At 50.4% G+C, this 24,591-nt stretch carries 20 protein-coding genes; all 20 read left to right on the top strand.

The genetic code is table 11. From position 1 onward, the window contains the following. Window positions 1-112: 112 nt before the first annotated feature. Window positions 113-358 carry a hypothetical protein gene (locus RHOM_RS06085; RefSeq protein ID WP_014079406.1) on the top strand — a complete coding sequence of 82 codons (246 nt, stop codon included), beginning with the start codon at window positions 113-115 and terminating at the stop codon, window positions 356-358. Between the two features lie 120 nt (window positions 359-478). After that, window positions 479-1,579 (top strand): DUF6056 family protein, encoded by a 1,101-nt coding sequence (locus RHOM_RS06090; protein ID WP_014079407.1) that lies wholly within the window; start codon window positions 479-481, stop codon window positions 1,577-1,579. A gap of 164 nt (window positions 1,580-1,743) precedes the next feature. Beyond that, window positions 1,744-2,844, top strand: coding sequence for a 3-isopropylmalate dehydrogenase (gene leuB, locus RHOM_RS06095; RefSeq protein ID WP_014079408.1), 1,101 nt, complete (start codon window positions 1,744-1,746; stop codon window positions 2,842-2,844). A 25-nt stretch (window positions 2,845-2,869) separates the two neighbouring features. Beyond that, window positions 2,870-4,543: a dihydroxy-acid dehydratase gene (gene ilvD, locus RHOM_RS06100; protein WP_014079409.1), complete on the top strand. Its 1,674-nt coding sequence runs from the start codon at window positions 2,870-2,872 to the stop codon at window positions 4,541-4,543. Between the two features lie 23 nt (window positions 4,544-4,566). Continuing rightward, window positions 4,567-6,249: a biosynthetic-type acetolactate synthase large subunit gene (gene ilvB, locus RHOM_RS06105; RefSeq protein WP_014079410.1), complete on the top strand. Its 1,683-nt coding sequence runs from the start codon at window positions 4,567-4,569 to the stop codon at window positions 6,247-6,249. Between the two features lie 86 nt (window positions 6,250-6,335). After that, window positions 6,336-7,424, top strand: a complete 1,089-nt coding sequence (gene serC / locus RHOM_RS06110; protein WP_014079411.1) for a 3-phosphoserine/phosphohydroxythreonine transaminase — start codon at window positions 6,336-6,338, stop codon at window positions 7,422-7,424. Next, complete coding sequence (locus RHOM_RS06115; RefSeq protein WP_014079412.1) at window positions 7,417-8,580, top strand: phosphoglycerate dehydrogenase; 1,164 nt, start codon at window positions 7,417-7,419, stop codon at window positions 8,578-8,580. The genes serC and RHOM_RS06115 overlap by 8 nt, the downstream gene beginning before the upstream one ends. Before the next feature lie 15 nt (window positions 8,581-8,595). Beyond that, a complete protein-coding gene (locus RHOM_RS06120; protein ID WP_014079413.1) occupies window positions 8,596-9,837 on the top strand; it encodes a DUF1015 domain-containing protein in 1,242 nt (413 codons plus the stop codon). An 18-nt stretch (window positions 9,838-9,855) separates the two neighbouring features. Further along, entirely contained in the window at window positions 9,856-10,821 is a 966-nt protein-coding gene (locus RHOM_RS06125) for a mechanosensitive ion channel family protein (RefSeq protein ID WP_014079414.1), read from the top strand. Between the two features lie 113 nt (window positions 10,822-10,934). Beyond that, on the top strand, window positions 10,935-11,138 hold the full coding sequence (locus RHOM_RS06130; RefSeq protein WP_014079415.1) for a cold shock domain-containing protein: 204 nt from the start codon (window positions 10,935-10,937) through the stop codon (window positions 11,136-11,138). A 280-nt stretch (window positions 11,139-11,418) separates the two neighbouring features. Next, window positions 11,419-14,346, top strand: a complete 2,928-nt coding sequence (locus RHOM_RS06135; protein ID WP_014079416.1) for an insulinase family protein — start codon at window positions 11,419-11,421, stop codon at window positions 14,344-14,346. A 38-nt stretch (window positions 14,347-14,384) separates the two neighbouring features. Continuing rightward, window positions 14,385-15,293: a GTPase Era gene (gene era, locus RHOM_RS06140; protein ID WP_014079417.1), complete on the top strand. Its 909-nt coding sequence runs from the start codon at window positions 14,385-14,387 to the stop codon at window positions 15,291-15,293. 24 nt (window positions 15,294-15,317) lie between these two features. Then, on the top strand, window positions 15,318-15,563 hold the full coding sequence (locus RHOM_RS17355) for a hypothetical protein (RefSeq protein ID WP_014079418.1): 246 nt from the start codon (window positions 15,318-15,320) through the stop codon (window positions 15,561-15,563). After that, a complete protein-coding gene (recO, locus tag RHOM_RS06145; RefSeq protein ID WP_014079419.1) occupies window positions 15,502-16,269 on the top strand; it encodes a DNA repair protein RecO in 768 nt (255 codons plus the stop codon). Before RHOM_RS17355 ends, recO begins: the two co-directional genes overlap by 62 nt. Before the next feature lie 44 nt (window positions 16,270-16,313). After that, the gene (locus tag RHOM_RS06150; protein WP_014079420.1) at window positions 16,314-17,084 is read left to right on the top strand and encodes a hypothetical protein; all 771 of its coding nucleotides are present in this window, start codon (window positions 16,314-16,316) and stop codon (window positions 17,082-17,084) included. A gap of 40 nt (window positions 17,085-17,124) precedes the next feature. After that, window positions 17,125-18,522 carry a glycine--tRNA ligase gene (locus tag RHOM_RS06155; protein ID WP_014079421.1) on the top strand — a complete coding sequence of 466 codons (1,398 nt, stop codon included), beginning with the start codon at window positions 17,125-17,127 and terminating at the stop codon, window positions 18,520-18,522. A gap of 258 nt (window positions 18,523-18,780) precedes the next feature. After that, complete coding sequence (gene srtB, locus RHOM_RS06160) at window positions 18,781-19,596, top strand: class B sortase (protein WP_014079422.1); 816 nt, start codon at window positions 18,781-18,783, stop codon at window positions 19,594-19,596. After that, window positions 19,580-20,602 carry an LCP family protein gene (locus RHOM_RS06165; protein WP_014079423.1) on the top strand — a complete coding sequence of 341 codons (1,023 nt, stop codon included), beginning with the start codon at window positions 19,580-19,582 and terminating at the stop codon, window positions 20,600-20,602. The genes srtB and RHOM_RS06165 overlap by 17 nt, the downstream gene beginning before the upstream one ends. 59 nt (window positions 20,603-20,661) lie before the next feature. Next, window positions 20,662-21,384: a hypothetical protein gene (locus tag RHOM_RS06170; protein WP_014079424.1), complete on the top strand. Its 723-nt coding sequence runs from the start codon at window positions 20,662-20,664 to the stop codon at window positions 21,382-21,384. Between the two features lie 292 nt (window positions 21,385-21,676). Continuing rightward, a complete protein-coding gene (gene ppdK / locus RHOM_RS06175; protein ID WP_014079425.1) occupies window positions 21,677-24,313 on the top strand; it encodes a pyruvate, phosphate dikinase in 2,637 nt (878 codons plus the stop codon). The last annotated feature ends 278 nt before the right edge of the window (window positions 24,314-24,591 follow it).

Genomic DNA, 24,591 nt, shown 5'->3' on the forward strand with positions numbered 1-24,591 from the left:
ATCTAAGAGAATCTGCCTTGTAGCAATACAGGGCAGATTTTTTGGATCATAGGGGAATTATTATGAAAGTGATGAGAAAAAAATATACGGCGATGGAAATGGAGAAAGATATATGAAAAAGCAGCATGAAAAAATGATTCTTTGGAGCATTATTGTAATATCGGTTTTATCGGTGGTGCCGCTTTTGCACCTGTCCATGTACAACCATCCGTCTGGAGACGATTACTGGTATGCATCAGAAACCTATCATGCGTGGAGAGATACACATTCCCTGTGGGAGGTGTGCAGGGCGGCATTTGCAACTTCAGCCGAGTTTTACCAGACCTGGCAGGGACTTTACGCCTCCGCGGTGATATAGGCACTGGAGCCCGGTATTTTTGGCGAAGCGTGGTATCGGATCGCTGCGTGTCTGATTCTGGCGGCTCTGTATGGCGCGAATCTGATTTTTGCATGGCAGGTGCTGCACAGAAAGCTTGGAATGGGCAGGCTGGAAGCAGCAGCCTTTGGTTTTATGATGTCGGCTCTGATGCTGCAGTGGATTCCATCGGCAGTGCAGGGAATCTACTGGTACAATGGTGCGGTCAATTACACGTTTTTCTTCTGCGTATTATTGCTGCTTGTTTCGGCGGCATTGTGGTTGGGAGGAAAGGGAAAGAGACGCATCCTGCAGATGATTCTCACGGGACTGCTTGGACTGCTTCTGGCGGGCGGTAATCACGTGACGGCGTTTGGCGGAATCCTTTTTCTGGTAGGCTGTGTGATTTATGGAGGAGTGGTACATCGAAAGCCGTTTTTGGTAGACAGTTTGGTGGTACTGGTAGTGACAGTTGGAGGTTTTCTGATCAATGTGCTCTCTCCCGGCACGAGGGTACGCCAGTCGGCATTTGAAAATACCCCGGGCTTTTTTGAAACCATCTGGCTTGCAACGAAATGGGGAATTAGTGCGATCAACCAGTGGATGGGGCTGAAAATACTCATCGGCATGGTAGCGTTCCTTCCGTTTATCCTGCGTGCGGCGCAGCGGCTGTACCGAGAGAAGGGATTCCGTTTTTCATATCCGCTGGTGGTGGTAGTTCTGGCGGTGGGGTATATCTGTGCATTGTATTGTCCGCCATATTATGGAATGGGAGCAGCAGGTGATGGAAGACTGGCAAATGTGGTGTATTTTACGTATGTGCTGCTACTGTTTGTCGTAGAGTTCTATTTGTGCGGATGGCTGGTGCGTGTCCTTGCTGGGGACACTGCTTCGGAGAATGTCATAAACCAGCTCTCCCATGGCCATCTGGCTGTGACGGGGGTGCTGCTGCTTGGGGTGCTCATCGGCTGCGGGGAGAGCTCGACTGCTTATCAGGCACATTTGCAGATCAAAACAGGAACTGCGCAGAGATACTCGCAGGAAGCGTATGAAAGACACGATACATTAGAGGCGGCGAAGGGAACGGATGCACTCGTGGATGCTTATACAGAGCAGCCCTATATGATTTGTATGGATGATATTACAGAGGATGCAGAGGACTGGCGCAACCAGAATCTGCTCGCCTATTTTGAACTGAAAAGTGTTGCGTTAAAAAAGCAGTAAATAAGACCAGGTTATGGAATACATGAAAAAGAAAAATAGATTCAGAGGTTGCATTGTTTCCCGAGATACATTATTATAGAATTTATATACTGTCTGTTAGTAATGTACTAAAGTCAATACAAGACGGATTCCTGCATGGCAGGAAGAAAAGAGGGATTAGAGAGATGGAATATAAGGTAGGCGTGATTTCCGGCGACGGGATCGGACCGGAGATCGTAACAGAGGCAAAGAAAGTTCTGGATCAGATTGGAAAGACCTACGGACATGTGTTCCGCTATGAAGAGATTCTGATGGGAGGCTGCTCCATTGACGCGACGGGTGAGCCGCTCACGGATGCGGCGATCGCTTCCGCGAAGGCTTCCGATGCGGTGCTGATGGGATCGATCGGCGGCAACACATCGACTTCGCCGTGGTATCAGCTGCCGCCGGAGAAGAGACCGGAGGCGGGACTTTTAAAACTCCGCAAGGCGCTGAACCTGTTTGCTAACTTAAGACCGGCATATTTATATGAAGAATTAAAAGCCGCATGCCCGCTTCGGGACGACATCATCGGGGACGGATTTGACATGATGATTATGCGGGAGCTGACCGGCGGACTGTATTTCGGAGCGCGCAAGACCGAGGAAGTGGACGGTGTGCTGACAGCGACGGATACGCTGACCTACAATGAGAACGAGATCAGACGGATCGCTAAGCGCGGTTTTGACATTGCCATGAAGCGGCGCAAAAAGGTGACGAGTGTAGATAAGGCAAACGTGCTGGATTCCTCGAGACTCTGGAGAAAGATCGTCGAGGAGGTGGCGCAGGATTACCCGGAAGTGACCTATGAGCATATGCTCGTGGACAACTGTGCGATGCAGCTGGTAAAAGACCCGAAGCAGTTCGACGTGATTCTGACGGAGAACATGTTCGGCGATATTTTGTCGGATGAGGCGAGCATGGTAACCGGTTCGATTGGTATGCTCTCGAGCGCCAGTTTAAACGATACAAAGTTCGGACTCTACGAGCCGAGCGGCGGTTCGGCGCCGGATATTGCCGGAAAAGGAATCGCCAATCCGATCGCGACGATCTTAAGTGCAGCCATGATGCTGCGGTACAGTTTTGATCTGGATCGGGAGGCGGATGTAGTGGAACAGGCGGTGAAGCAGGTCTTACAAGATGGCTACCGTACCATTGACATCATGCCGCAGGAGAAGCCGCAGGAAAAGGTAACCCAGGTCGGCACGGCACAGATGGGAGATCTGATCTGCGAGCGGATCAGATAGAATGACAGAAACGGAGTTAAGATAGATGAAGAGTGATAATGTAAAAAAGGGGATGCAGCAGGCACCTCACAGAAGTTTGTTTAACGCGTTGGGATTTACCGAGGAGGAGATGAACAAGCCGATGGTCGGCATTGTGAGCTCCTACAACGAGATTGTTCCCGGTCATATGAATCTGGATAAGATTGTCAACGCGGTAAAGCTTGGCGTTGCGGAGGCAGGCGGCGTGCCGGTGGTATTCCCGGCGATCGCGGTCTGCGACGGAATTGCGATGGGACACATCGGCATGAAGTATTCGCTGGTAACGCGTGATCTGATTGCCGATTCCACGGAATGTATGGCGCTTGCACATCAGTTTGACGCGCTTGTCATGGTTCCGAACTGCGATAAGAATGTCCCGGGACTTTTGATGGCGGCAGCGCGCATCAATGTACCCACAGTGTTCGCGTCAGGCGGACCGATGCTTGCCGGACATGTACAGGGCAAAAAGCGCAGTCTCTCTTCCATGTTTGAGGCGGTAGGTTCCTATGCGGCCGGCACGATGACGGAGGAGGAAGTCAAGGAATACGAGGAGAAGGTTTGTCCGACCTGCGGCTCCTGTTCCGGAATGTACACGGCGAACTCCATGAACTGTCTCACCGAGGCGCTGGGAATGGGACTTCGCGGAAACGGCACGATCCCGGCAGTCTATTCGGAGCGCATCAAGCTCGCCAAGCATGCGGGTATGGCGGTGATGGAAATGTACCGCAAAAATATCCGCCCGCGTGATATTATGACGAAGGAAGCCATCTTAAATGCGCTGACCGTGGATATGGCGCTCGGCTGTTCGACGAACAGCATGCTCCATCTTCCGGCAATCGCCCATGAGGTGGGATTTGATTTTGATATTGCATTTGCCAATCCGATCAGCGAGAAGACACCGAACCTGTGCCACCTGGCACCGGCAGGACCGACTTATATGGAAGATCTCAACGAGGCGGGCGGCGTCTATGCGGTAATGAAAGAACTGGCGGACATCGGACTGCTGCACACGGAGTGCATGACCGTGACCGGAAAGACCGTCGGGGAGAATATTGCGGATGCAGTGAATAAGAATCCGGAAGTGATCCGTCCGGTGGATCACCCGTACAGCAAGACCGGCGGACTTGCCGTATTAAAAGGCAATCTTGCGCCGGATGGTAGCGTGGTCAAGCGCTCGGCGGTCTGCGATGAGATGATGGTGCACGAGGGACCGGCGAGAGTCTTCGACTGTGAGGAGGATGCGATCGCAGCGATCAAGGGCGGTAAGATTGTTGCCGGCGATGTCGTTGTAATCCGCTATGAAGGACCGAAGGGCGGACCGGGAATGCGCGAGATGTTAAACCCGACTTCCGCGATCGCGGGAATGGGTCTTGGATCTTCGGTGGCGCTGATTACAGACGGACGTTTTTCCGGTGCAAGCCGCGGCGCGTCGATCGGCCATGTATCGCCGGAAGCAGCGGTCGGGGGACCGATTGCACTGGTGGAAGAGGGAGATCTTATCAGGATCAATATTCCGGAGTTAAAGCTGGAACTCGCCGTACCGGACGAGGAACTTTCCGCCAGAAAGGCGAAATGGCAGCCGAGAGAGCCGAAGGTGACGACCGGATACTTAAAGCGGTACGCATCGCTCGTGACCTCGGGCAACCGCGGAGCAATACTGGCGCTCCCGGAAGAACAGTAGGATAGAAAAGGAAGGTATACGACATGGAGCTGACAGGAGCACAGATTGTCATCGAATGTCTGAAAGAACAGGGTGTGGACACCGTATTCGGATATCCGGGTGGAGCCATACTGAATGTATACGATGAATTATATAAGCATCAGGAGATTCGGCATATTTTAACCTCGCATGAGCAGGGAGCTTCCCACGCGGCGGACGGTTATGCGAGAAGCACCGGAAAAGTAGGTGTCTGTTTCGCAACGTCCGGACCGGGAGCGACGAATCTTGTGACGGGAATTGCCACGGCATACATGGATTCCGTGCCGATTGTAGCGATCACATGCAACGTCAATGTGCCGCTTCTCGGCAAAGACAGTTTTCAGGAGATCGATATTGCAGGCATCACGACGCCGATCACAAAGCACAATTTTATCGTAAAGGATGTCACAAAGCTTGCGGACACGATCCGCAGAGCATTCCGGATCGCACAGAAGGGGCGTCCGGGCCCGGTGCTCGTCGATATCCCGAAGGATATTACGGCGGCAAAGACGGAGTATGAATTCTGCAAGGCAGAGCCGATCGCGCGTGTGACGGACACGATACGAGAAGAGGATCTTGCGAAGGCGCTTGCGATGATAAAAGCGGCGGAAAAACCGTACATATTTGTGGGCGGTGGTGCTGTGATCTCTGGGGCGAGCGCGGAATTAAAAGAATTTGTACATAAAGTGGACGCACCGGTGTGCGATTCCCTGATGGGAAAGGGAGCCTTTGACGGGACGAACGATCTCTACACGGGGATGCTCGGCATGCACGGAACCAAGACGTCCAACCTCGGCGTGAGCGAGTGCGATCTGCTGATCGCCGTCGGCGTGCGCTTTTCCGACCGTGTGCTTGGCAATGCCAAGAAGTTTGCAAAGCAGGCGAAGATCTTACAGTTTGATGTGGATGCAGCGGAGATCAATAAAAATATCCGTGTCGATGCGGCTGTGATCGGAGACCTGAAAGAAATTTTAAAGCGGATCAACGCGGAACTGCCGCAGCTGGGGCATGAAGCGTGGATAGCGCATATTCTGGACTATAAAGTAAAATATCCGCTCACATACCAGGAGCCGGGACTGACCGGACCTTATCTGGTGGAGGAGATCTACCGCCAGACAGACGGCGACGCCATCATTGTGACAGAAGTAGGACAGCACCAGATGTGGGCTGCACAGTATTATAAATATAAAAATCCGCGCACGTTTTTATCATCTGGCGGACTTGGCACCATGGGATACGGACTGGGCGCTGCGATCGGTGCACAGGTTGCAAATCCGGGAAAACAGGTGATCAATATCGCGGGGGACGGATGTTTCCGCATGAATATGAACGAGATTGCTACCGCAGTCCGGCAGAAGCTGCCGTTGATCGAAGTGATTGTGAACAATCATGTGCTCGGCATGGTGCGGCAGTGGCAGGATCTGTTTTACGAAAAACGCTATTCAGCGACGGTTTTAGATGACGGCGTCGACTATGTGAAGCTTGCGGAGGCGATGGGGGCGACAGGGTACCGCGCCACAACCCGCGAGACATTTAATGAGGCGTTAAAAGCAGCGCTTGCTGCAAAGACGCCGGTAGTGATCGATTGTGTGATCGGCTGCGATGACAAGGTATGGCCGATGGTTGCTCCGGGTGCGGACATCAGTACGGCATTTACCGGGGAGGATTTAGCCGCAGCGCAGTCATAACATGCGTATATGTTTTGTTACAGGGGGCATGGAGGCGGCAGCGTAGGGAACTGCCGTAATAAAAGAGAAAGGAAAGGAATTAGAAAATGAGCAGAGTGTACAATTTTTCAGCAGGTCCGGCAGTGCTGCCGGAAGAGGTCTTAAAAGAAGCAGCAGATGAGATGCTGGATTACAGAGGAAGCGGAATGTCTGTGATGGAGATGAGCCACCGCTCCAAGGTGTATGACAACATCATCAAAGAGGCAGAGCAGGATCTGAGAGATCTGATGAACATTCCGGACAATTACAAAGTCCTGTTTTTACAGGGTGGGGCATCCCAGCAGTTCGCCATGATCCCGATGAACCTGATGAAGAACCGCAAGGCAGGCTATATCGTCACAGGCCAGTGGGCGAAGAAAGCTTATCAGGAAGCACAGATTTACGGCGAGGCAGTAAAGCTTGCATCCTCCGAGGATAAGACGTTTTCTTATATTCCGGATTGTTCTGACCTGGATATCCCGGAAGATCTGGATTATGTGTACATCTGCGAGAATAATACGATCTACGGAACAAAATACAAGAAGCTTCCGAATACCAAGGGACACACGCTGGTAGCGGACGTATCCTCCTGCTTTTTGTCCGAGCCGGTGGATGTGACAAAATACGGTGTGATCTACGGCGGCGTGCAGAAGAACGTAGGACCGGCGGGGGTTGTCATTGTCATCATCCGCGAGGATCTGATCACGGAAGATACCCTTCCGGGAACACCAACCATGTTAAAATACAAGACACACGCCGATGCGGATTCTTTATACAACACACCGCCGTGCTACGGCATCTATATCTGCGGCAAGGTATTCAAGTGGTTAAAGAAGATGGGCGGTCTTTCCGTGATGAAGGAGCGCAATGAGGAAAAGGCGAAGATCCTTTATGATTTTCTGGATCAGAGCAAACTGTTCCACGGAACCGTTGTTCCGGAGGACCGCTCCCTCATGAATGTGCCGTTTGTGACCGGCAACGAAGAGCTGGATGCGAAGTTTGTAAAAGAAGCGACAGCCGCAGGCTTTGTGAATTTAAAAGGCCACCGCACCGTGGGCGGTATGCGCGCTTCCATCTACAATGCAATGCCGAAAGAGGGCGTGGAGAAGCTGGTTGCGTTTATGAAAAAGTTCGAGGAGGAGAATGCAAATGCATAAGTATCATTGCTTAAATCCGATCGCAGCGGTCGGTCTGGATCTGTTTTCGGATGATTATCAGAAGGTGGAAGACATAAAGGATGCGGAGGCAGTGCTTGTGAGAAGCGCCGCAATGCATGACCTGGAACTCCCGGAGGGACTTGCGGCAGTGGCGAGAGCCGGTGCCGGCGTGAACAACATTCCTCTGGATAAATGCGCGGAGAAGGGAATTGTCGTATTCAACACCCCGGGCGCCAATGCAAACGGTGTCAAGGAGCTGGTGTTTGCGGGAATGCTCTACGCGTCCCGTGATATCGTGGGCGGCATCGACTGGTGTCTGGCGAATCAGAACGACGAGAATATCGCCAAAACTGCTGAAAAGCAGAAGAAAAATTTTGCAGGAACCGAGATTTCCGGCAAGAAGTTAGGTGTTATCGGACTTGGTGCAATCGGTGTTCTGGTTGCCAATGCGGCGACCCACATGGGAATGGAAGTGTACGGCTACGATCCGTATATTTCCGTCAGTGCAGCGTGGAGCCTTTCCCGGAGCGTGAAGCACATCAGCAACGTGGAGGACATTTACCGCGAGTGCGACTATATCACGATTCATGTGCCGCTTTTGGATTCCACCAGAAAGATGATTGGCGCGGATGCGATTGCAATGATGAAGCCGACGGCGATCGTGCTCAACTTTGCGAGAGATCTTCTCGTGGATGAGGAGGCGATGGTGGACGCACTTGCAGCGGGCAAGATCAAAAAATATGTCTCCGATTTCCCGAACACCACGACAGTCGGCGCAAAGGGCTGCATCGTGACACCACATCTGGGTGCATCCACGGCAGAGTCTGAGGACAACTGTGCGCTCATGGCAGTGCGCGAGATCCGCGATTACCTTGAGAACGGCAATATCGTACATTCCGTCAATTTCCCGGACTGCAGCATGGGCGCTTGCATGACGGCAGGAAGAATCGGTATTCTGCACAAGAACGAGAGTGGTATGTTAAGCCATTTTACGACAATTCTCGGCAATGCCGGAATCAATATCGATGGCATGGCGAACAAGTCCAGGGGCGACTATGCATATGCGCTGATCGATGTGGATACGAACGTGCCGGAGGATGTGCTCGCAAAGCTGGAGCAGACGGATGGAGTACTAAAAGTACGGAAAGTAAAATAACGAGGTGTGAGAACAATGGCAGAAATCAGACCATTTGTAAGCATCAGACCACAGAGAGGGAAGGCAGCAGAGATTGCTGCCCTCCCTTATGATGTTTATAACAGAGAGGAAGCTACGAAGGAAGTGGAGCGGCATCCGCAGTCTTTCCTTAGCATCGACCGCGCGGAGACACAGTTCCCGCTGTCAGTGGATATGTATGATGACAAGGTGTATGAGCGTGCACATGACACGCTCTGGCAATGGGTGGAGGACGGCACGTTTCTGACGGAGGATAAAAAGTGTTATTACCTCTACGAACTCACCATGAACGGAAGAGTGCAGACGGGAGTGGCAGCCTGCGCGTCCATCGATGATTATGAGAACGGCATCATCAAAAAGCACGAGAATACCCGCGCGGAGAAGGAGGTCGACCGCATCCGCCATGTGGATGTCTGTAACGCACAGACCGGACCGATCTTTCTGGCGTACCGCGCGAATGACGGGATCCGGCGTATCGTGGAAAAGACGAAGCAGGGAGAGCCGGAATATGATTTCACATCGGAGGACGGCGTGAGACACCGGGTGTTTGTCATCCGCGAGGATGCGGATATTGCCGCAATTCACGAAGCGTTTGCGGGCGTTGACAGCATCTACATTGCAGACGGACACCACCGGGCAGCGTCCGCGGTAAAAGTAGGGCAGAAGCGCCGGAAGGAACATCCGGGTTATACCGGGGAGGAGGAGTTTAACTATTTTCTCTCGGTATTGTTTCCGGATGATGAACTCATGATTATGGATTACAACCGTGTGATCCGCGATCTGAACGGGTATTCTTTTAAGGGATTGTACCGTGAAGTTGAGAAGCGGTTTGACGTTGAGGAGATTACCGGGGCAGAGGATACCAGACCTAAGGAGCGGGGAACCTTTTGCATGTATATGGAAGGACACTGGTTTTCCTGCCATATCCGGCAGGAGGACCGCACGCCGGAAGATCCGGTTGCAGATCTGGATGTTTCCATACTGCAGAATAAGCTTCTTGAACCGGTGCTCGGCATCAGAGATCCGAAGACGGACGGACGCATTGATTTCGTCGGTGGAATCCGGGGCATGGACGAACTGGTGCGGCGCTGTGAGCAGGACTGCGCGGTGGCGTTTGCAATGTATCCGACGTCCATTGCGGAGCTGTTCGCAGTGGCGGATGCGGGACTTTTGATGCCGCCGAAATCGACCTGGTTCGAGCCGAAGCTAAGGAGCGGTCTGTTTATTCATGAAATTTAAGAAGGATTATAAAGTTGGATGGAGGACGAGAGAGTGAACGGGATAGCGGCACTTTTGGAACAGGGAAGGTATCTGGCGGCACAGACAGATGCATTCCCGTCGACCACGGAGACCGTGGAGGCATTGAACCATGCACAGGAGGGAATTGAGGAGGTAGCAAAGAATCCGGGGATTATCCGTACATGGCTGGAAGGGCTGGTGCCGGATCTGTTAAACTTCGCATTCCAGATTCTGATCGCACTGCTTGTGTATGTGATCGGAGGCAGGATCATCAAGTGGATCACAAAGCTGGTGCGGCGCTCGATGGACCGGGCGGGAACCGATGAGGGCGTCAAGCAGTTCATGATACCGGTGATCAAGTATTCGCTGTATGTAGTGCTGATTTTTATCATTATGGGATTGTTTGGAATTGCGACGACATCAGCGGTGGCGGTGCTTGGATCGGCGGGTGTGGCGGTCGGTCTGGCGTTGCAGGGAAGCCTGTCGAATTTTGCGGGCGGCGTGCTGATTTTGCTGTTAAAGCCGTTCAAGGTCGGGGATTACATCATTGAACATTCCCACAATAATGAGGGGACGGTCACGGAGATTTCCATTTTTTATACCAAACTTCTTACCGTGGACAACAAGCTGATTGTGATACCGAACGGTACACTTTCCAACAGCAGTCTTACCAACGTGACCAACAAGGACAGACGTCGTGTGGATCTCGTGGTGGGCATCGCCTATGAAGCGGATATCCGCACTGCCAAAGATGTGATCTATGCGGTGGCGGAGAAGGAGGAAGCCAGAATCCCGGAGGAGAAGCCTGTGGTATATGTGGACAACCTGGCGGCATCTTCGGTGGACATCGGACTCAGGGTCTGGGTTAAGACCGAGGATTACTGGCCGGCGCGCTGGCGCATGACGGAAAATATCAAGTATGCGCTGGATGCGAAGGGAATTTCTATCCCATACCAGCAGATTGATGTGCAAATTAAACAATAACGATAGAAAAAGATTGACAAAAAAAGTAAAATGTGCTAATTTCAATTTGTTGTTTTATACAGACAGGAATAGTCTGTAATGTCAGAACTGTATTGAGGAGGGTTTTTAGAATTATGCAGCAGGGTACTGTAAAGTGGTTTAATGCCAAGAAGGGCTATGGCTTCATTTCAGATGCAGAGGGCAACGATGTATTCGTACATTTTTCCGCACTGAATATGGATGGATTCAAGGAGTTAAAGGACGGCGAGAAGGTCGAGTTCGAGGTGACTGAGGGTGCAAAGGGACCGCAGGCAGCGAATGTGACACGCATCGCATAGGGAGTTCTTATCAGTAGAATATATCTGTGAAGACATGGGAGGAGGCTGCCGCATTCAGGCAGCCTCTTTTTTGCGTTTGGACAATCTGGCAGGTGCCCAGCAAATCAGGGACAATTTCAGAAACTTTCATGTGGTACTTTGCCGGCACCGTTCGCAGAGTGTTCCAGACAAAATCTATAGATAGTTTACTCTTTTGCAGAATGGGAAAAGCTGTTATAATAGAACACAGTGTAAATACCGGACATACAGGATGACCGGGCAGGAAAGGAATTATGGATTTATGAAGCTTTCAGAATTGACAGCATATGAGCTGCTTGGTGAGCAGGAGTTAAAGGATATTCATTCGATGGGATATATTCTGCGCCATAAAAAGAGCGGGGCGAGAATCACCGTGATCTCCAACGACGATGAGAACAAGGTGTTTTACATCGGCTTCCGCACACCGCCGGAGGATTCGACCGGTGTGCCGCACATCATTGAGCACACAGTGCTCTGCGGATCGGACAAATATCCGGTCAAGGATCCGTTCGTGGAACTGGTCAAGGGATCGCTCAACACATTTTTAAATGCGATCACGTACCCGGAGAAGACCATCTATCCGGTGGCGAGCTGCAACAATGCGGATTTTCAGAACCTGATGAGTGTCTATATGGATGCGGTATTTCATCCGAACATCTACAAGCACAGAGAGATCTTTGAGCAGGAAGGCTGGCATTACGAGCTGGAGGATGAAGATGCGCCGGTAACGATCAACGGTGTGGTGTACAACGAGATGAAGGGCGCTTTCTCGTCCCCGGATGATGTGTTGGAGCGCCTGATTTTAAATTCACTGTTCCCGGATACCTCTTACGCAAACGAATCCGGCGGCGACCCGGAGCATATTCCGGAGCTTACCTATGAGCAGTATCTGAACTTCCACAGAAAGTATTATCATCCGTGCAATTCCTATATCTATCTGTACGGGGATATGGACGTTGCAGAAAAGCTGCGCTGGATGGATGAGGAATACCTCGGAAAATACGAGCAGATCGAGCTGGATTCCGCAATCCGGATGCAGAAGCCGTTCGCCGCGCCGGTGGAGATCGTAAAGCCTTATCCGGTGGCATCGGGGGAGCCGCTTACGGACAACAGCTACCTGTCTTACAATGTGGTGGTCGGAACCGTTCTGGACAAAAAGTTATACCAGGCGTTTGACGTTTTGGACTACGCACTGCTTTCTGCGCCGGGAGCGCCGCTTAAGCAGGCGCTGATCGATGCGGGAATCGGTATGGACATCGGCGGCGGCTATGATAACAGCACGCTGCAGCCGGTATTTTCCGTGATAGCAAAAAATGCGAATCCGGAGCAGAAGGAGCAGTTTTTGCAGGTGATCCGTGAGACGCTGCAGGCAAAGGTGGCAGACGGAATTGATCAAAACGCATTGTTAGCCGGAATCAACAGCTCGGAATTCCGTTTCCGGGAGGCGGATTTCGGACAGTTTCCGAAGGGACTGCTCTACGGAATCCAGTGTCTGGACAGCTGGCTGTTCGATGATATGCAGCCGTTTATGCATCTGGAAGCGCTGGACACCTATCAGTTTTTGAAGGATCAGATCGGAACCGGATATTATGAGGAACTGGTAAAGACATATCTTCTGGACAATCCGCATGCGTCAGTAGTGATTACGGTGCCGGAGCAGGGGCTGGGCGCAAAGAGAGATGCCGCGCTGGAGAAGAAGCTGGCCGAATACAAAGCGGGATTGTCCAGGGAAGAGCGAAAGAAGCTGATCGCAGACACGAAGCACTTAAAGCAGTATCAGGAAGAGCCGTCGCCGAAGGAAGACTTAGAGAAGATTCCACGCCTTACGAGAGCGGATCTGAAAAAAGAGGCGGCGCCGCTTCTTAACCGTGAGATTGAGACGGAGGGCGTTTCCATCGTTGCGCATGAGATGGACACGAATGGTATCGATTACCTGACCTATCTGTTTGATGTGTGCGATATTCTGCCGGAAGATCTGCCTTATCTCGGTATCTTAAAGGCAGTGCTGGGATATGTGGATACGGACAATCATTCCTACGCGGCGCTTGCCAATGAGATCAATATGTACACCGGAGGAATCGGCAGCAGCATCGGCATCTACCCGAACGTCAAAAAGCAGGGCGAAATCGGACTTTACTATGAGGTGCGCACGAAGGTGCTCGCGTCAAGATTGCCGGATGCAATGCGCCTGATGAAGGAGATTCTTCTGACCTCGCATCTTACGGACGAGAAGCGTATCTACGAGATCCTGGCACAGTTGAAGTCGAGACTGCAGGCGGGACTGAGCGCTTCCGGACATTCCGTGGCATATACGAGAGCGCTGTCGTATTTTTCGACGGCTGCCTACTGCCAGGATGCGACGGCGGGCATTGCCTGCTATCGCGTGATCGCGGACTACGAGGAGCATTTTGAGGAGAAAAAGCAGCAGCTGATGGAGAAGCTGTCCTCCCTTGTGAAAACCATTTTTACAGCGGAGCGTATGCTGGTGAGTGCAACCTGCGAGGAGTCGGAGATCCCGGCGGTGACGCAGGCGTCGGCTGCATTGAAAAATGTATTGTATGTGCCGGATCAGCCGGGTAAGAATCGCTCTATGCCGTCCTATCCGCTGGCAAAAAAGAACGAGGGATTTATGGACGCATCCCAGGTGCAGTATGTGGCGCGTGCTGGAAATTATGCCGCACACGGCTTTTCCTATCACGGGGCGCTCCGCATCTTAAAAGTAATTTTAGGATACGATTACCTGTGGATCAATGTCCGCGTCAAGGGCGGCGCTTATGGCTGCATGAACGGATATATGAGGAACGGAGATACGTATTTTGTGTCCTACCGGGATCCGAATCTCTCTGCAACGAATGAGATTTATGACGGCATCCCGGCGTACCTTGAGAAGTTTGATGCCGATGAGCGCGAGATGACAGGATATATCATCGGAACGATCAGCGATATGGACACGCCGATGAACCCGAGCGCGAAGGGTGCGCGTTCGATGACAGCCTATCTGCAGGAGCTGGACTACGAGACGCTTTCAAAGGAGCGGAGCCAGATTATCGGGGCACAGCCGGCGGACATCCGCGCATTGAAGCCTTTGATTGCGTCGGTGCTCTCAGACGGCAGCCTGTGTGTGATCGGCAATGAAGATGTGCTGACATCGGAAAAACAGATGTTTGAGACACTTGAGAGCCTGACCTGATGCGGGGAGGGGAAAACAGTACAGAAACGAGGAGAACGATGAAAGATAATTTTAAATCCGGATTTGTGACGATTATAGGAAGACCGAATGTGGGAAAATCGACGCTGATGAATCATCTGATCGGTCAGAAGATTGCTATCACGTCGAACAAGCCGCAGACGACCAGAAACCGCATCCAGACCGTGTATACGGATATGGAGCGCGGACAGATTGTGTTTTTGGATACGCCGGGCATTCATCAGGCGAAGAATAAGCTTGGAGAGTATATGGTGAATGTGGCGGAGCACACGCTTTCGGAGGTGGATGTCATTCTTTGGCTGGTGGAGCCGTCCACGTTTATCGGGGCAGGCGAGCAGCATATCATAAAGCAGCTAAAGAAGACGAAAACGCCGGTCATCTTAATTATCAACAAGGTGGATACCGTGGAGCGGGAAAAGATCCTGGAGTATATCGATGCTTACCGCAAGGTGTTTGATTTTGCAGAGATCGTTCCGGCATCGGCGCTCCGGGAGCAGAATCTGGATACGGTTGTGGACGTGATTTTCAAGTACCTGCCGTATGGACCGATGTTCTATGACGAGGAGACGGTTACAGACCAGCCGGAACGCGCCATTGTCGCGGAGATTATCCGTGAGAAGGCGCTTCATGCTCTGGATGATGAGATCCCGCACGGCATCGCGGTCTACATTGACCGGATGAAGGAGCGGAGAGGGCAGAACATCATCGACATCGATGCAACGATCGTCTGTGAGCGCGATTCCCACAAGGGCATCATCATCGGAAAAGGCGGTTCGATGTTAAAAAAGATCGGATCGAATGCCCGCTACGAGATGGAGCGGCTTTTGGATACGCAGGTGAACTTAAAACTGTGGGTGAAGGTGCGCAAGGACTGGCGCGACAGCGAACTGATGATGAAGAACTTCGGGTACAATAAAGACGATATCTGATACTGCCAATTTTTTGCTGGTATAATGGCGGAACCATCGGAGAACCTAATCTTAGAGGCGGGAAGCGTCAAAGAAACGGAGGATATGCCGATGGAGGAAGCCTGGAGAGACTTTTTAGTATCAGGAAGAGTGACTGATTACCTGCGCTACCGGAATGCAGTGGATGTGCAGGAGAGCAGTAATATTTTGGCGGGGGAAGAGCAGCCGGATGGGAAACAATATTGTGGTGACCGGGATGGTCTTACAGGTAATGCCGATTGGCGAATATGACAAGCGGATTACACTGCTGACAAAAGAAAGAGGGAAGATCACAGCATTTGCGCGGGGAGCGAGGCGTCCGAACAGCCAGCTTCTCGCGGCTGCCAATCCGTTTTGCTTCGGAGAGTTCGAGCTGTTTGAGGGAAGAAGCGCCTACACGCTTGCGAGGGCAACGATTCAGAATTATTTCCGTGAGCTGACCGGGGATTTTGATGCTACATATTACGGGTTTTATTTTCTGGAATTTGCGGATTATTATTGTCAGGAAAATAACGATGAGCGCGAGATGCTAAAGCTTTTGTACCAGTCGCTGCGCGCCCTTGCGAGCAGTGCCTACGACAACCGGCTGGTGCGCGCGGTGTTTGAACTAAAAGCGCTGGCGGTAAACGGTGAGGCTCCGAATGTGTTTTCCTGTCTTTCCTGCGGCAGCAGGGAGCATCTGACCTGGTTTTCCGTCAAGCGCGGCGGGGTTCTCTGCGCAGAATGCCGCAACGAGGCACCGGATGCGGTGGAATTGAATGAATCCACCGTCTATACCATGCAGTACGTGATCTCTGCGCGGATTGAAAAATTATATACGTTTTCCGTGAGCGGGCAGGTACTGGAAGAACTGACCAGGCTTTTGCGCAGTTATTTTGGCGTGTACGTGGGACACGCCTTCAAGTCGTTAAAGATACTTGAGGATGCGGAAAAGGTTGAAATCATGTTTTTAAAATAGTATAATATCACCGATACTTTTTCAGAAAGAATGGAGATTATGTGATGAAGAGATTAGTGTGCACGGTCTGCAGTGTACTGTTGTGTGCGGGACTTCTCTCCGGATGCGGTACCTCGCTGGAGGGAGAGGAAAGTGTCGTGTACGTGGGAAAGAAAGGCGTGATAGCGTCGCTGGATGTGGAGACGCTCGATCAGTCCTACTACGATGAGACGGAACTGAAGTCCTATGTGGATGCAGAGGTGGAAGATTACACCGCGGAGCATGGTAAAAATGCAGTCAAGGTGGAGAGCCTTAAGGTGGAAGACGGTGTGGCGAAGCTTAAGATGAAGTACAAGACACCGGAGGATTATACCGCATTTAATGGAATTGAACTCTATCAGGGGAAAGTCGTTGCTTCCCTGGCGGCAGGATACGTCTACGACGGGGAGTTCGCCCGCGTGGAGGAAGGCAAGGTTGTGGGAGCTGCCACAAAACAGGATATTTACTCTGAGGATGATTTGAAAGTTGCCATCATCCGTGCCAATACGGATGTGAAGGTGGACGGTGAGATCTGCTATGTCTCCTGTCAGAATGTGAAGCTGACCGGAAAAGACAGTGTGTCGATCCGTGACGGATATTATCTTGAGACGGGAAGCGTGACGGCATCCGTGGATGTGACCGGACAGGAGAGCGTCGGGACCGAGCAGCTTTCGGGAACCGAACAGATGGAGATGACCGGGGAGCCGGTGAATGCGGATGATACCGAGCAGACAGAGGCGGCGGCCGGTGACGGTTCGTTCGAGACAGACGTATATACTTTCATTGTCTACAAATAAACATATCACAATATAACCTAAGAAAGGCGAGGAATTTAGAATGGAAAAATCAATGGACAAAATCGTGGCGCTGGCAAAATCAAGAGGTTTCGTATATCCGGGATCGGAGATTTACGGCGGACTTGCAAATACATGGGACTACGGCAATCTGGGCGTTGAGCTGAAGAATAACGTCAAGAGAGCGTGGTGGCAGAAGTTTATCCAGGAGAATCCGTACAATGTCGGTGTGGATTGTGCGATCCTGATGAATCCGCAGACATGGGTGGCTTCCGGACATCTCGGCGGTTTCTCTGATCCGCTGATGGACTGCAAAGAGTGCCATGAGCGTTTCCGGGCGGATAAGATTATCGAAGACTACGCGGAGGAGAAGGGCATCACCTTACAGAGCTCCGTGGACGGATGGACCCAGGAGGAGATGAAGAATTTCATCGAGGAGAACCAGGTTCCGTGCCCGAGCTGCGGCAAGCACAATTTTACAGACATCCGGCAGTTCAACCTGATGTTTAAGACATTCCAGGGCGTGACCGAGGATGCGAAGAATACGGTTTATTTAAGACCGGAGACAGCACAGGGTATTTTTGTAAACTTCAAGAATGTCCAGAGAACATCCCGCAAGAAGATTCCGTTTGGAATCGGTCAGGTCGGAAAGTCTTTCCGTAACGAGATCACACCGGGTAACTTTACGTTCCGTACCCGTGAGTTCGAGCAGATGGAGCTGGAGTTCTTCTGCGAGCCGGGAACCGATCTGGAGTGGTTCCAGTACTGGAGAGGTTTCTGCCGTGACTGGCTGATCTCCCTCGGCATCAAGGAAGACGAGATGCGTCTGCGCGATCACGATCCGGCAGAACTTGCATTTTACAGTAAGGGAACAACGGATATCGAGTTCTTATTCCCGTTCGGCTGGGGCGAACTCTGGGGTATCGCAGACCGTACCGACTACGACCTTGGCAGACATCAGGAGACGTCCGGTCAGGATCTTACCTACTTTGACGACGAGAAGAACGAGCGTTATCTGCCGTACGTCATCGAGCCGTCTCTCGGCGCAGACCGCGTGGTGCTTGCGTTCTTATGCGCGGCTTACGATGAGGAGAACATCGGTACCGAGGAGAAGCCGGATATGAGAACTGTGCTTCATTTCCATCCGGCACTGGCTCCGGTTAAGATCGGAGTGCTTCCGCTTTCCAAGAAGTTAAACGAGGGCGCAGAGAAGATTTTCGCACAGCTCTCCAAGAAATATAACTGTGAATTCGACGACAGAGGCAATATCGGTAAGAGATACAGAAGACAGGATGAGATTGGGACTCCGTTCTGCGTAACATACGATTTTGAGTCTGAGAACGACGGTGCGGTGACCGTGCGTGACCGTGATACGATGGAGCAGGAGCGCATCAAGATCGAGGAACTGGATGCTTACTTTGCACAGAAGTTTGCGTGGTAAAAAGAATATTCTTATGACAGAGAACTGTCATCCTATCGAACCAGGTTCGGTAGGGTGACAGTTTTTTCGTTATAGGATACGTGTCGCAAGTGACCGCGCCTGGCGGGGGAATCCTGTCTGCGGTATTTTTTGAAATTAGGAAATAATGTCTAAAAATGGTGGGCAGATGACAAGAAATATGGCAGAAAATAATATTGACAAAAAAATTGGGGGGGGGGGGGTACAATCATAGTAGAATCACAGTAGGAGTTCGGTGAAATGTTAAACGAAGAAAAAGAGCAGCAAAAGAAAAAACAGATACACAGGATTGCACAGATTGTACTGGCAGGCATTGCCATTGTGTGCATTTTGTACCTTGTGGTTCACACTGTCCGGCAGGCGATGATTCAGCGCCAGTATGAACAGATGAGTCAGGAGAGCGTTGTGGTTCAGGCAGAAGTTACAGAGCAGATCGAAGCGCAGATTTATGGACCGGTTCCTAAGGTGGATTTTGATACGCTGTGGCAGACAAATGAAGATATTTGTGCATGGATTTATATACCGGACACGAAAGTCAGCTATCCGGTGCTGCGCAAGCAGGATGCAGAGAATCCCTATGATGATTATTATCTGTCACACACTGCGGAAGGGCAGAATGGTCTGCCGGGATCTATTTATGTCGAACCATGCAATGCCGGAGATTTTTCAGATAATAACACGGTAGTCTATGGACATCATATGAAAAACGGCACTATGTTTGGATCACTGCATGAATATCAGGATGAAAGCTATATGGAGAAGCATCCATATGTCTATGTGATTACACCGGAAAGGGAACGGGTTTATCAGGTGTTCGCTGCAATAGCTTATGATGACAGACACCTGATGGGCAGCTTTGCATCCTTTACAGAACCGGAGGAAAGAGAGGCATTTTTAAGTTCCCTCAAGGAAAATGGCGATGAGACGGATGTTATACGCGAAGATATTGCGGTGACAGCGGATAGTAAATTGCTGACGTTGTCGACCTGCATTAAAAATCAAAGTGAAAAACGTTTGCTGGTGGAGGCGGTACAGGTCTATGAGAGTGAGACATAAAAGAACCTTGGCATGCCGTATCCTGCTGGCTGTTCTGCTTCTTGTCATAATCGTATGCGCAGCAGCGGGAGGAATTTGGCTTTCTGCCATGCACAGTCTGGGAAAACATGCCGTATGTGGGACGGATTCGGGATATGAGACAGATGGATGCGTGTTAGAAGACACCGTCTTGTACCATGGAAAAACTTACCGCCGGAATGAAAAAATCAGCACGATTCTGTGTATGGGACTGGATACAGAAAATGATATGAAGTCCGCCGGCGGTGTGATTGGTTCAGGCGCACAGTCAGATGCCAATTTTCTTGTGGTGATCGACCGGGAGCAGAAAAAATTGCGGATTGTGGCAATTCCGCGTGACACGATGACGGATCTGGAAACGTTCTATATGACGGGGGAGCCGCTTGGATTACTGCAGGATCATCTGGCACTCCAGTATGCATTTGGGGATGGAGGCACAAAAAGTTGTGAATTGGTGGAACGTGCAGTGTCGAGACTATTTTATAATCTCCCGATTGATGCATATGTCACATTTAGTCTGAATTCCATTGAGAGTCTGAATGGAATGGCTGGCGGGGTGACGGTTTTTCTGGAACAGGATTTTGAGAACTACCATGCGGGAGAGACAGTAACGCTCAATAATGAGCAGGCGTATCGTTTTGTGAGGTGGAGAGACTGCGATGAAGCGTACAGTGCGCAGTATCGTCTGCAACGGCAGAAAGAGTATCTTACAGCATTTGTGGAAAAGGTCATTGGTGAGACGAGAGCCGATCTTAGAACACCGTTCCGGATGTATGCGGGCATTTCAGATTCTGTGCTGACGAACCTCTCCAGAACCCAGATACTATCACTTGCGCTGACAGGGATTTCCTGCGGATTTTCAGAGGAAAGCCTGCAGGTGGTTCCGGGAGAACAGGTGATGGGAGATTATTATGAAGAATTTCATGTGGATGAGGAACAGTTCTATGAGATGATATTGGATCTGTTCTATATCGGGGAAGATTCTTGATATTAACGCAAAGCGTTGATATAGACCACACAAAATAAAAAGAAGGGAAGAAAAAACCAATGAAGAAAATTATCACAATCGTAGCAGCAATGGTTCTTACATTCGCTGTAAGCACAACTGCATTTGCTGCACCGAGCGTAACCAACAATGCAACAAGTGGTACAACATCAGGCAGCGGTACCAGCACAAGCACATCCACTTCCACATCAAATGGAAGCGTAACTTATGTAAGAAATTTCAGCGCAGTAGCTGCAACGGCAACAGATGCAAACGGCAATGCAATTGAGGTACAGGTAAAACAGCTGACCGCAGCCCAGGTAGCAGCGGCACAGGCAGCTGTAACAGCTCAGTTTGGACAGAATGTAGATGTGCTGGGAGCTGGCGACTATAGTGTTGCAGGCGCATCTGAGACCAACCCGGTTACACTGAAATTCTCTGTTGCTGTAAGTGCAGGAGATAATGTATGCATTTTACATCAGCATCATGACGGTAACTGGTATGTAGAGTCTGCAACAGCAGGAGATGGCGTTGTGACGGCAACCTTTACTTCCTTCTCCCCGATGGCAATTATCCGCATTCCGGCTGCAACTGTTGCATCCAGTGATAACAATAATTACTCACCGGAATATTATGAGGCAATGAAGACTGGAAACGGTACTTCTGCCGGAACAACAGCAGTGACCTCCCCGAAGACAGGTGAGGGCAGTGCGTTTGGCATTGCAGCACTTGCTGCAGTATGTGCATGTGCATGCGTGATCGTAAGAAGAAAGAAGATCGCATAATTTAAGAAAGAAGAATAGTTCATTTTTGTGTGGGGAGAGAGACCGGCAGAGTGCCCGGTCTCTTTTACTGTTTTCAAAACACTATGCGTTCCACATCATGGAACAAGGTTTTGAATTGTGAAATTGTGACAAAAAACAGCAAAAAGAGACGAAAATAATTGTTGCTATTTAGCAAAAGTATGATATTATAGATGTGTGCGTTTTGGGAGACGTACATTCGTTTGCGGAATTATGGCAGGGGTTGGCTCTGACATAGTTACATAGTAAGTATAGTTTAGGAGGAATTAGCAAAATGGCGAACAAATGGGTTTATATGTTTAGCGAAGGCGACATGACCATGCGTAATCTGCTCGGTGGTAAGGGTGCCAACCTTGCAGAGATGACAAGCATCGGACTTCCTGTACCACAGGGATTCACAATCACAACAGAGGCTTGTACGCAGTACTACGAGGATGGACGTAAGATCAACGACGAGATCATGGCGCAGGCTATGGAAGGCGTTAAGAAGATGGAGGAGATCAACGGTAAGAAATTCGGTGATCTGAAGAATCCGTTACTGGTATCGGTACGTTCCGGTGCGAGAGCTTCCATGCCGGGTATGATGGACACCATCTTAAATCTTGGATTAAATGATGACGTAGTAGCAGCAATGATCGCAGGAAACCCGGATCCGGCATTCGAGCGTTTCGTATATGATTCCTACAGACGTTTCATTCAGATGTTCTCTGACGTCGTTATGGAAGTTGGTAAGAAGTATTTTGAGCAGCTCATCGATAAGATGAAAGAGGAGAAGGGTGTTCAGTACGACATCGACCTCACCGCTGCTGACTTAAAGACTCTGGCAGAGCAGTTCAAGGCTGAGTACAAGAATCAGCTGGGAACTGATTTCCCGTCAGATCCTGTAGAGCAGTTAAAGCTTGCAATCGAGGCTGTATTCCGTTCTTGGGACAACCCGCGTGCAAACGTATACCGTCGTGACAACGATATCCCGTATTCCTGGGGTACTGCAGTTAACGTAATGCCTATGGTATTCGGTAACTTAAACAACGAGTCTGGTACAGGTGTTGCATTCACCCGTGATCCGGCAACCGGTGAGAACAAGCTTATGGGTGAGTTCTTAATCAATGCACAGGGCGAGGACGTTGTTGCAGGTGTCCGTACACCTATGCCGATCGCTCAGATGGAGCAGGAGTTCCCGGAGGCATACGCTGAGTTCTTAAAGGTTTGCGAGACTCTTGAGAACCATTACCATGATATGCAGGATATGGAGTTCACAGTAGAGAACAAGAAGCTCTACATGTTACAGTGCCGTAACGGTAAGAGAACAGCTCCGGCTGCATTAAAGATCGCTTGCGACCTCGTAGATGAGGGACACAAGACAGAGGAAGAGGCAGTATTGATGATCGACCCGCGTAACCTCGATACACTGCTTCATCCGCAGTTCGATGCTGCTGCATTAAAGGCTGCTACACCGATGGGCAAAGGTCTTGGAGCATCTCCTGGTGCTGCCTGCGGTAAGATCGTATTCACTGCAGAGGATGCAGAGGCTTGGAATGCAAGAGGAGAGAAGGTCGTATTAGTACGTCTTGAGACATCTCCGGAGGATATCACTGGTATGAAGGCTTCCCAGGGTATCTTAACCGTTCGTGGCGGTATGACATCTCACGCTGCCGTAGTTGCACGTGGTATGGGTACCTGCTGTGTATCCGGATGCGGCGACATCGCTATGGACGAGGAGAATAAGAAGTTTACACTGGCCGGCAAAGAGTTCCATGAGGGAGACTGGATCTCCATCGACGGTACAACCGGTAATATCTATGATGGCGAGATCAAGACTGTTGACGCTACCATCGCAGGCGAGTTCGGACGTGTTATGGCATGGGCTGACAAGTACAGAACATTAAAGGTTCGTACCAATGCAGATACACCGGCAGACGCTAAGAAAGCTCGTGAGCTTGGCGCTGAGGGTATCGGACTTTGCCGTACAGAGCATATGTTCTTCGAGGAAGACAGAATTGCTGCATTCCGTGAGATGATCTGCTCTGATACCGTAGAGGAGAGAGAAGCTGCCCTTGATAAGATTCTTCCGTATCAGCAGGGTGACTTTGAGAAGTTATACGAAGCACTGGAAGGCTGCCCGGTAACCATTCGTTTCCTGGATCCGCCTCTTCATGAGTTCGTTCCGACAGAGGAAGCTGACATCGAGAAGCTTGCAAAAGCTCAGGGCAAGTCTGTTGAGACAATCAAGAACATCATCGCTTCTCTGCATGAGTTCAACCCGATGATGGGTCACAGAGGATGCCGTCTTGCAGTTACCTATCCGGAGATTGCAAAGATGCAGACAAAGGCTGTTATCCGTGCAGCAATCAACGTACAGAAGGCTCATCCGGACTGGACTGTAAAGCCGGAGATCATGATTCCGCTTGTATGCGAAGTAAAAGAGTTAAAGTATGTGAAGAAGGTTGTTGTTGATACTGCTGACGCTGAGATTGCAGCAGCAGGTGTAAAGCTTGAGTATGAAGTAGGAACAATGATCGAGATCCCGAGAGCAGCTCTGACTGCAGACGAGATCGCAACAGAGGCTGATTTCTTCTGCTTCGGTACAAACGACCTGACACAGATGACATTCGGTTTCTCTCGTGATGATGCAGGTAAGTTCTTAAATGCTTACTATGATACCAAGATCTTCGAGAACGATCCGTTTGCAAAACTGGATCAGACAGGTGTCGGCAAGCTGATGGATATGGCAATCAAGCTTGGCAAGCCGGTAAATCCGAAGCTTCATGTAGGTATCTGTGGAGAGCACGGTGGAGATCCTTCTTCCGTAGAGTTCTGCCACAAGATCGGTCTGGATTATGTATCCTGCTCACCGTTCCGTGTGCCGATCGCTCGTCTTGCAGCAGCACAGGCAGCAATCGCAAACAAATAAATCATATGCGTTATTTTTAGGAGAAGGTAATGTATAGATAGGGAAAAGGACAGTCACACATGTATGTGTGTGGCTGTCCTTTTGCGCTTTTGCTATATTGACTTTTTCTAAAATGAGAAATATAATAAGGATCAAACGAGTAGCAGACTAGCGTAAATCCAGTTTTGCTACTCGTTTTTCTGTTTTTAAAATAAATATCATGCCATAAAGAAGTGTGTAGCTTATCAGCGTAAGTCCAGCTTATGAGATAGGTACACATTTTTTTTTGTGCGGAAAAA

It is taken from the genome of Roseburia hominis A2-183 (genome assembly GCF_000225345.1).
GTDB classification, from domain to species: Bacteria; Bacillota; Clostridia; order Lachnospirales; family Lachnospiraceae; genus Roseburia; species Roseburia hominis.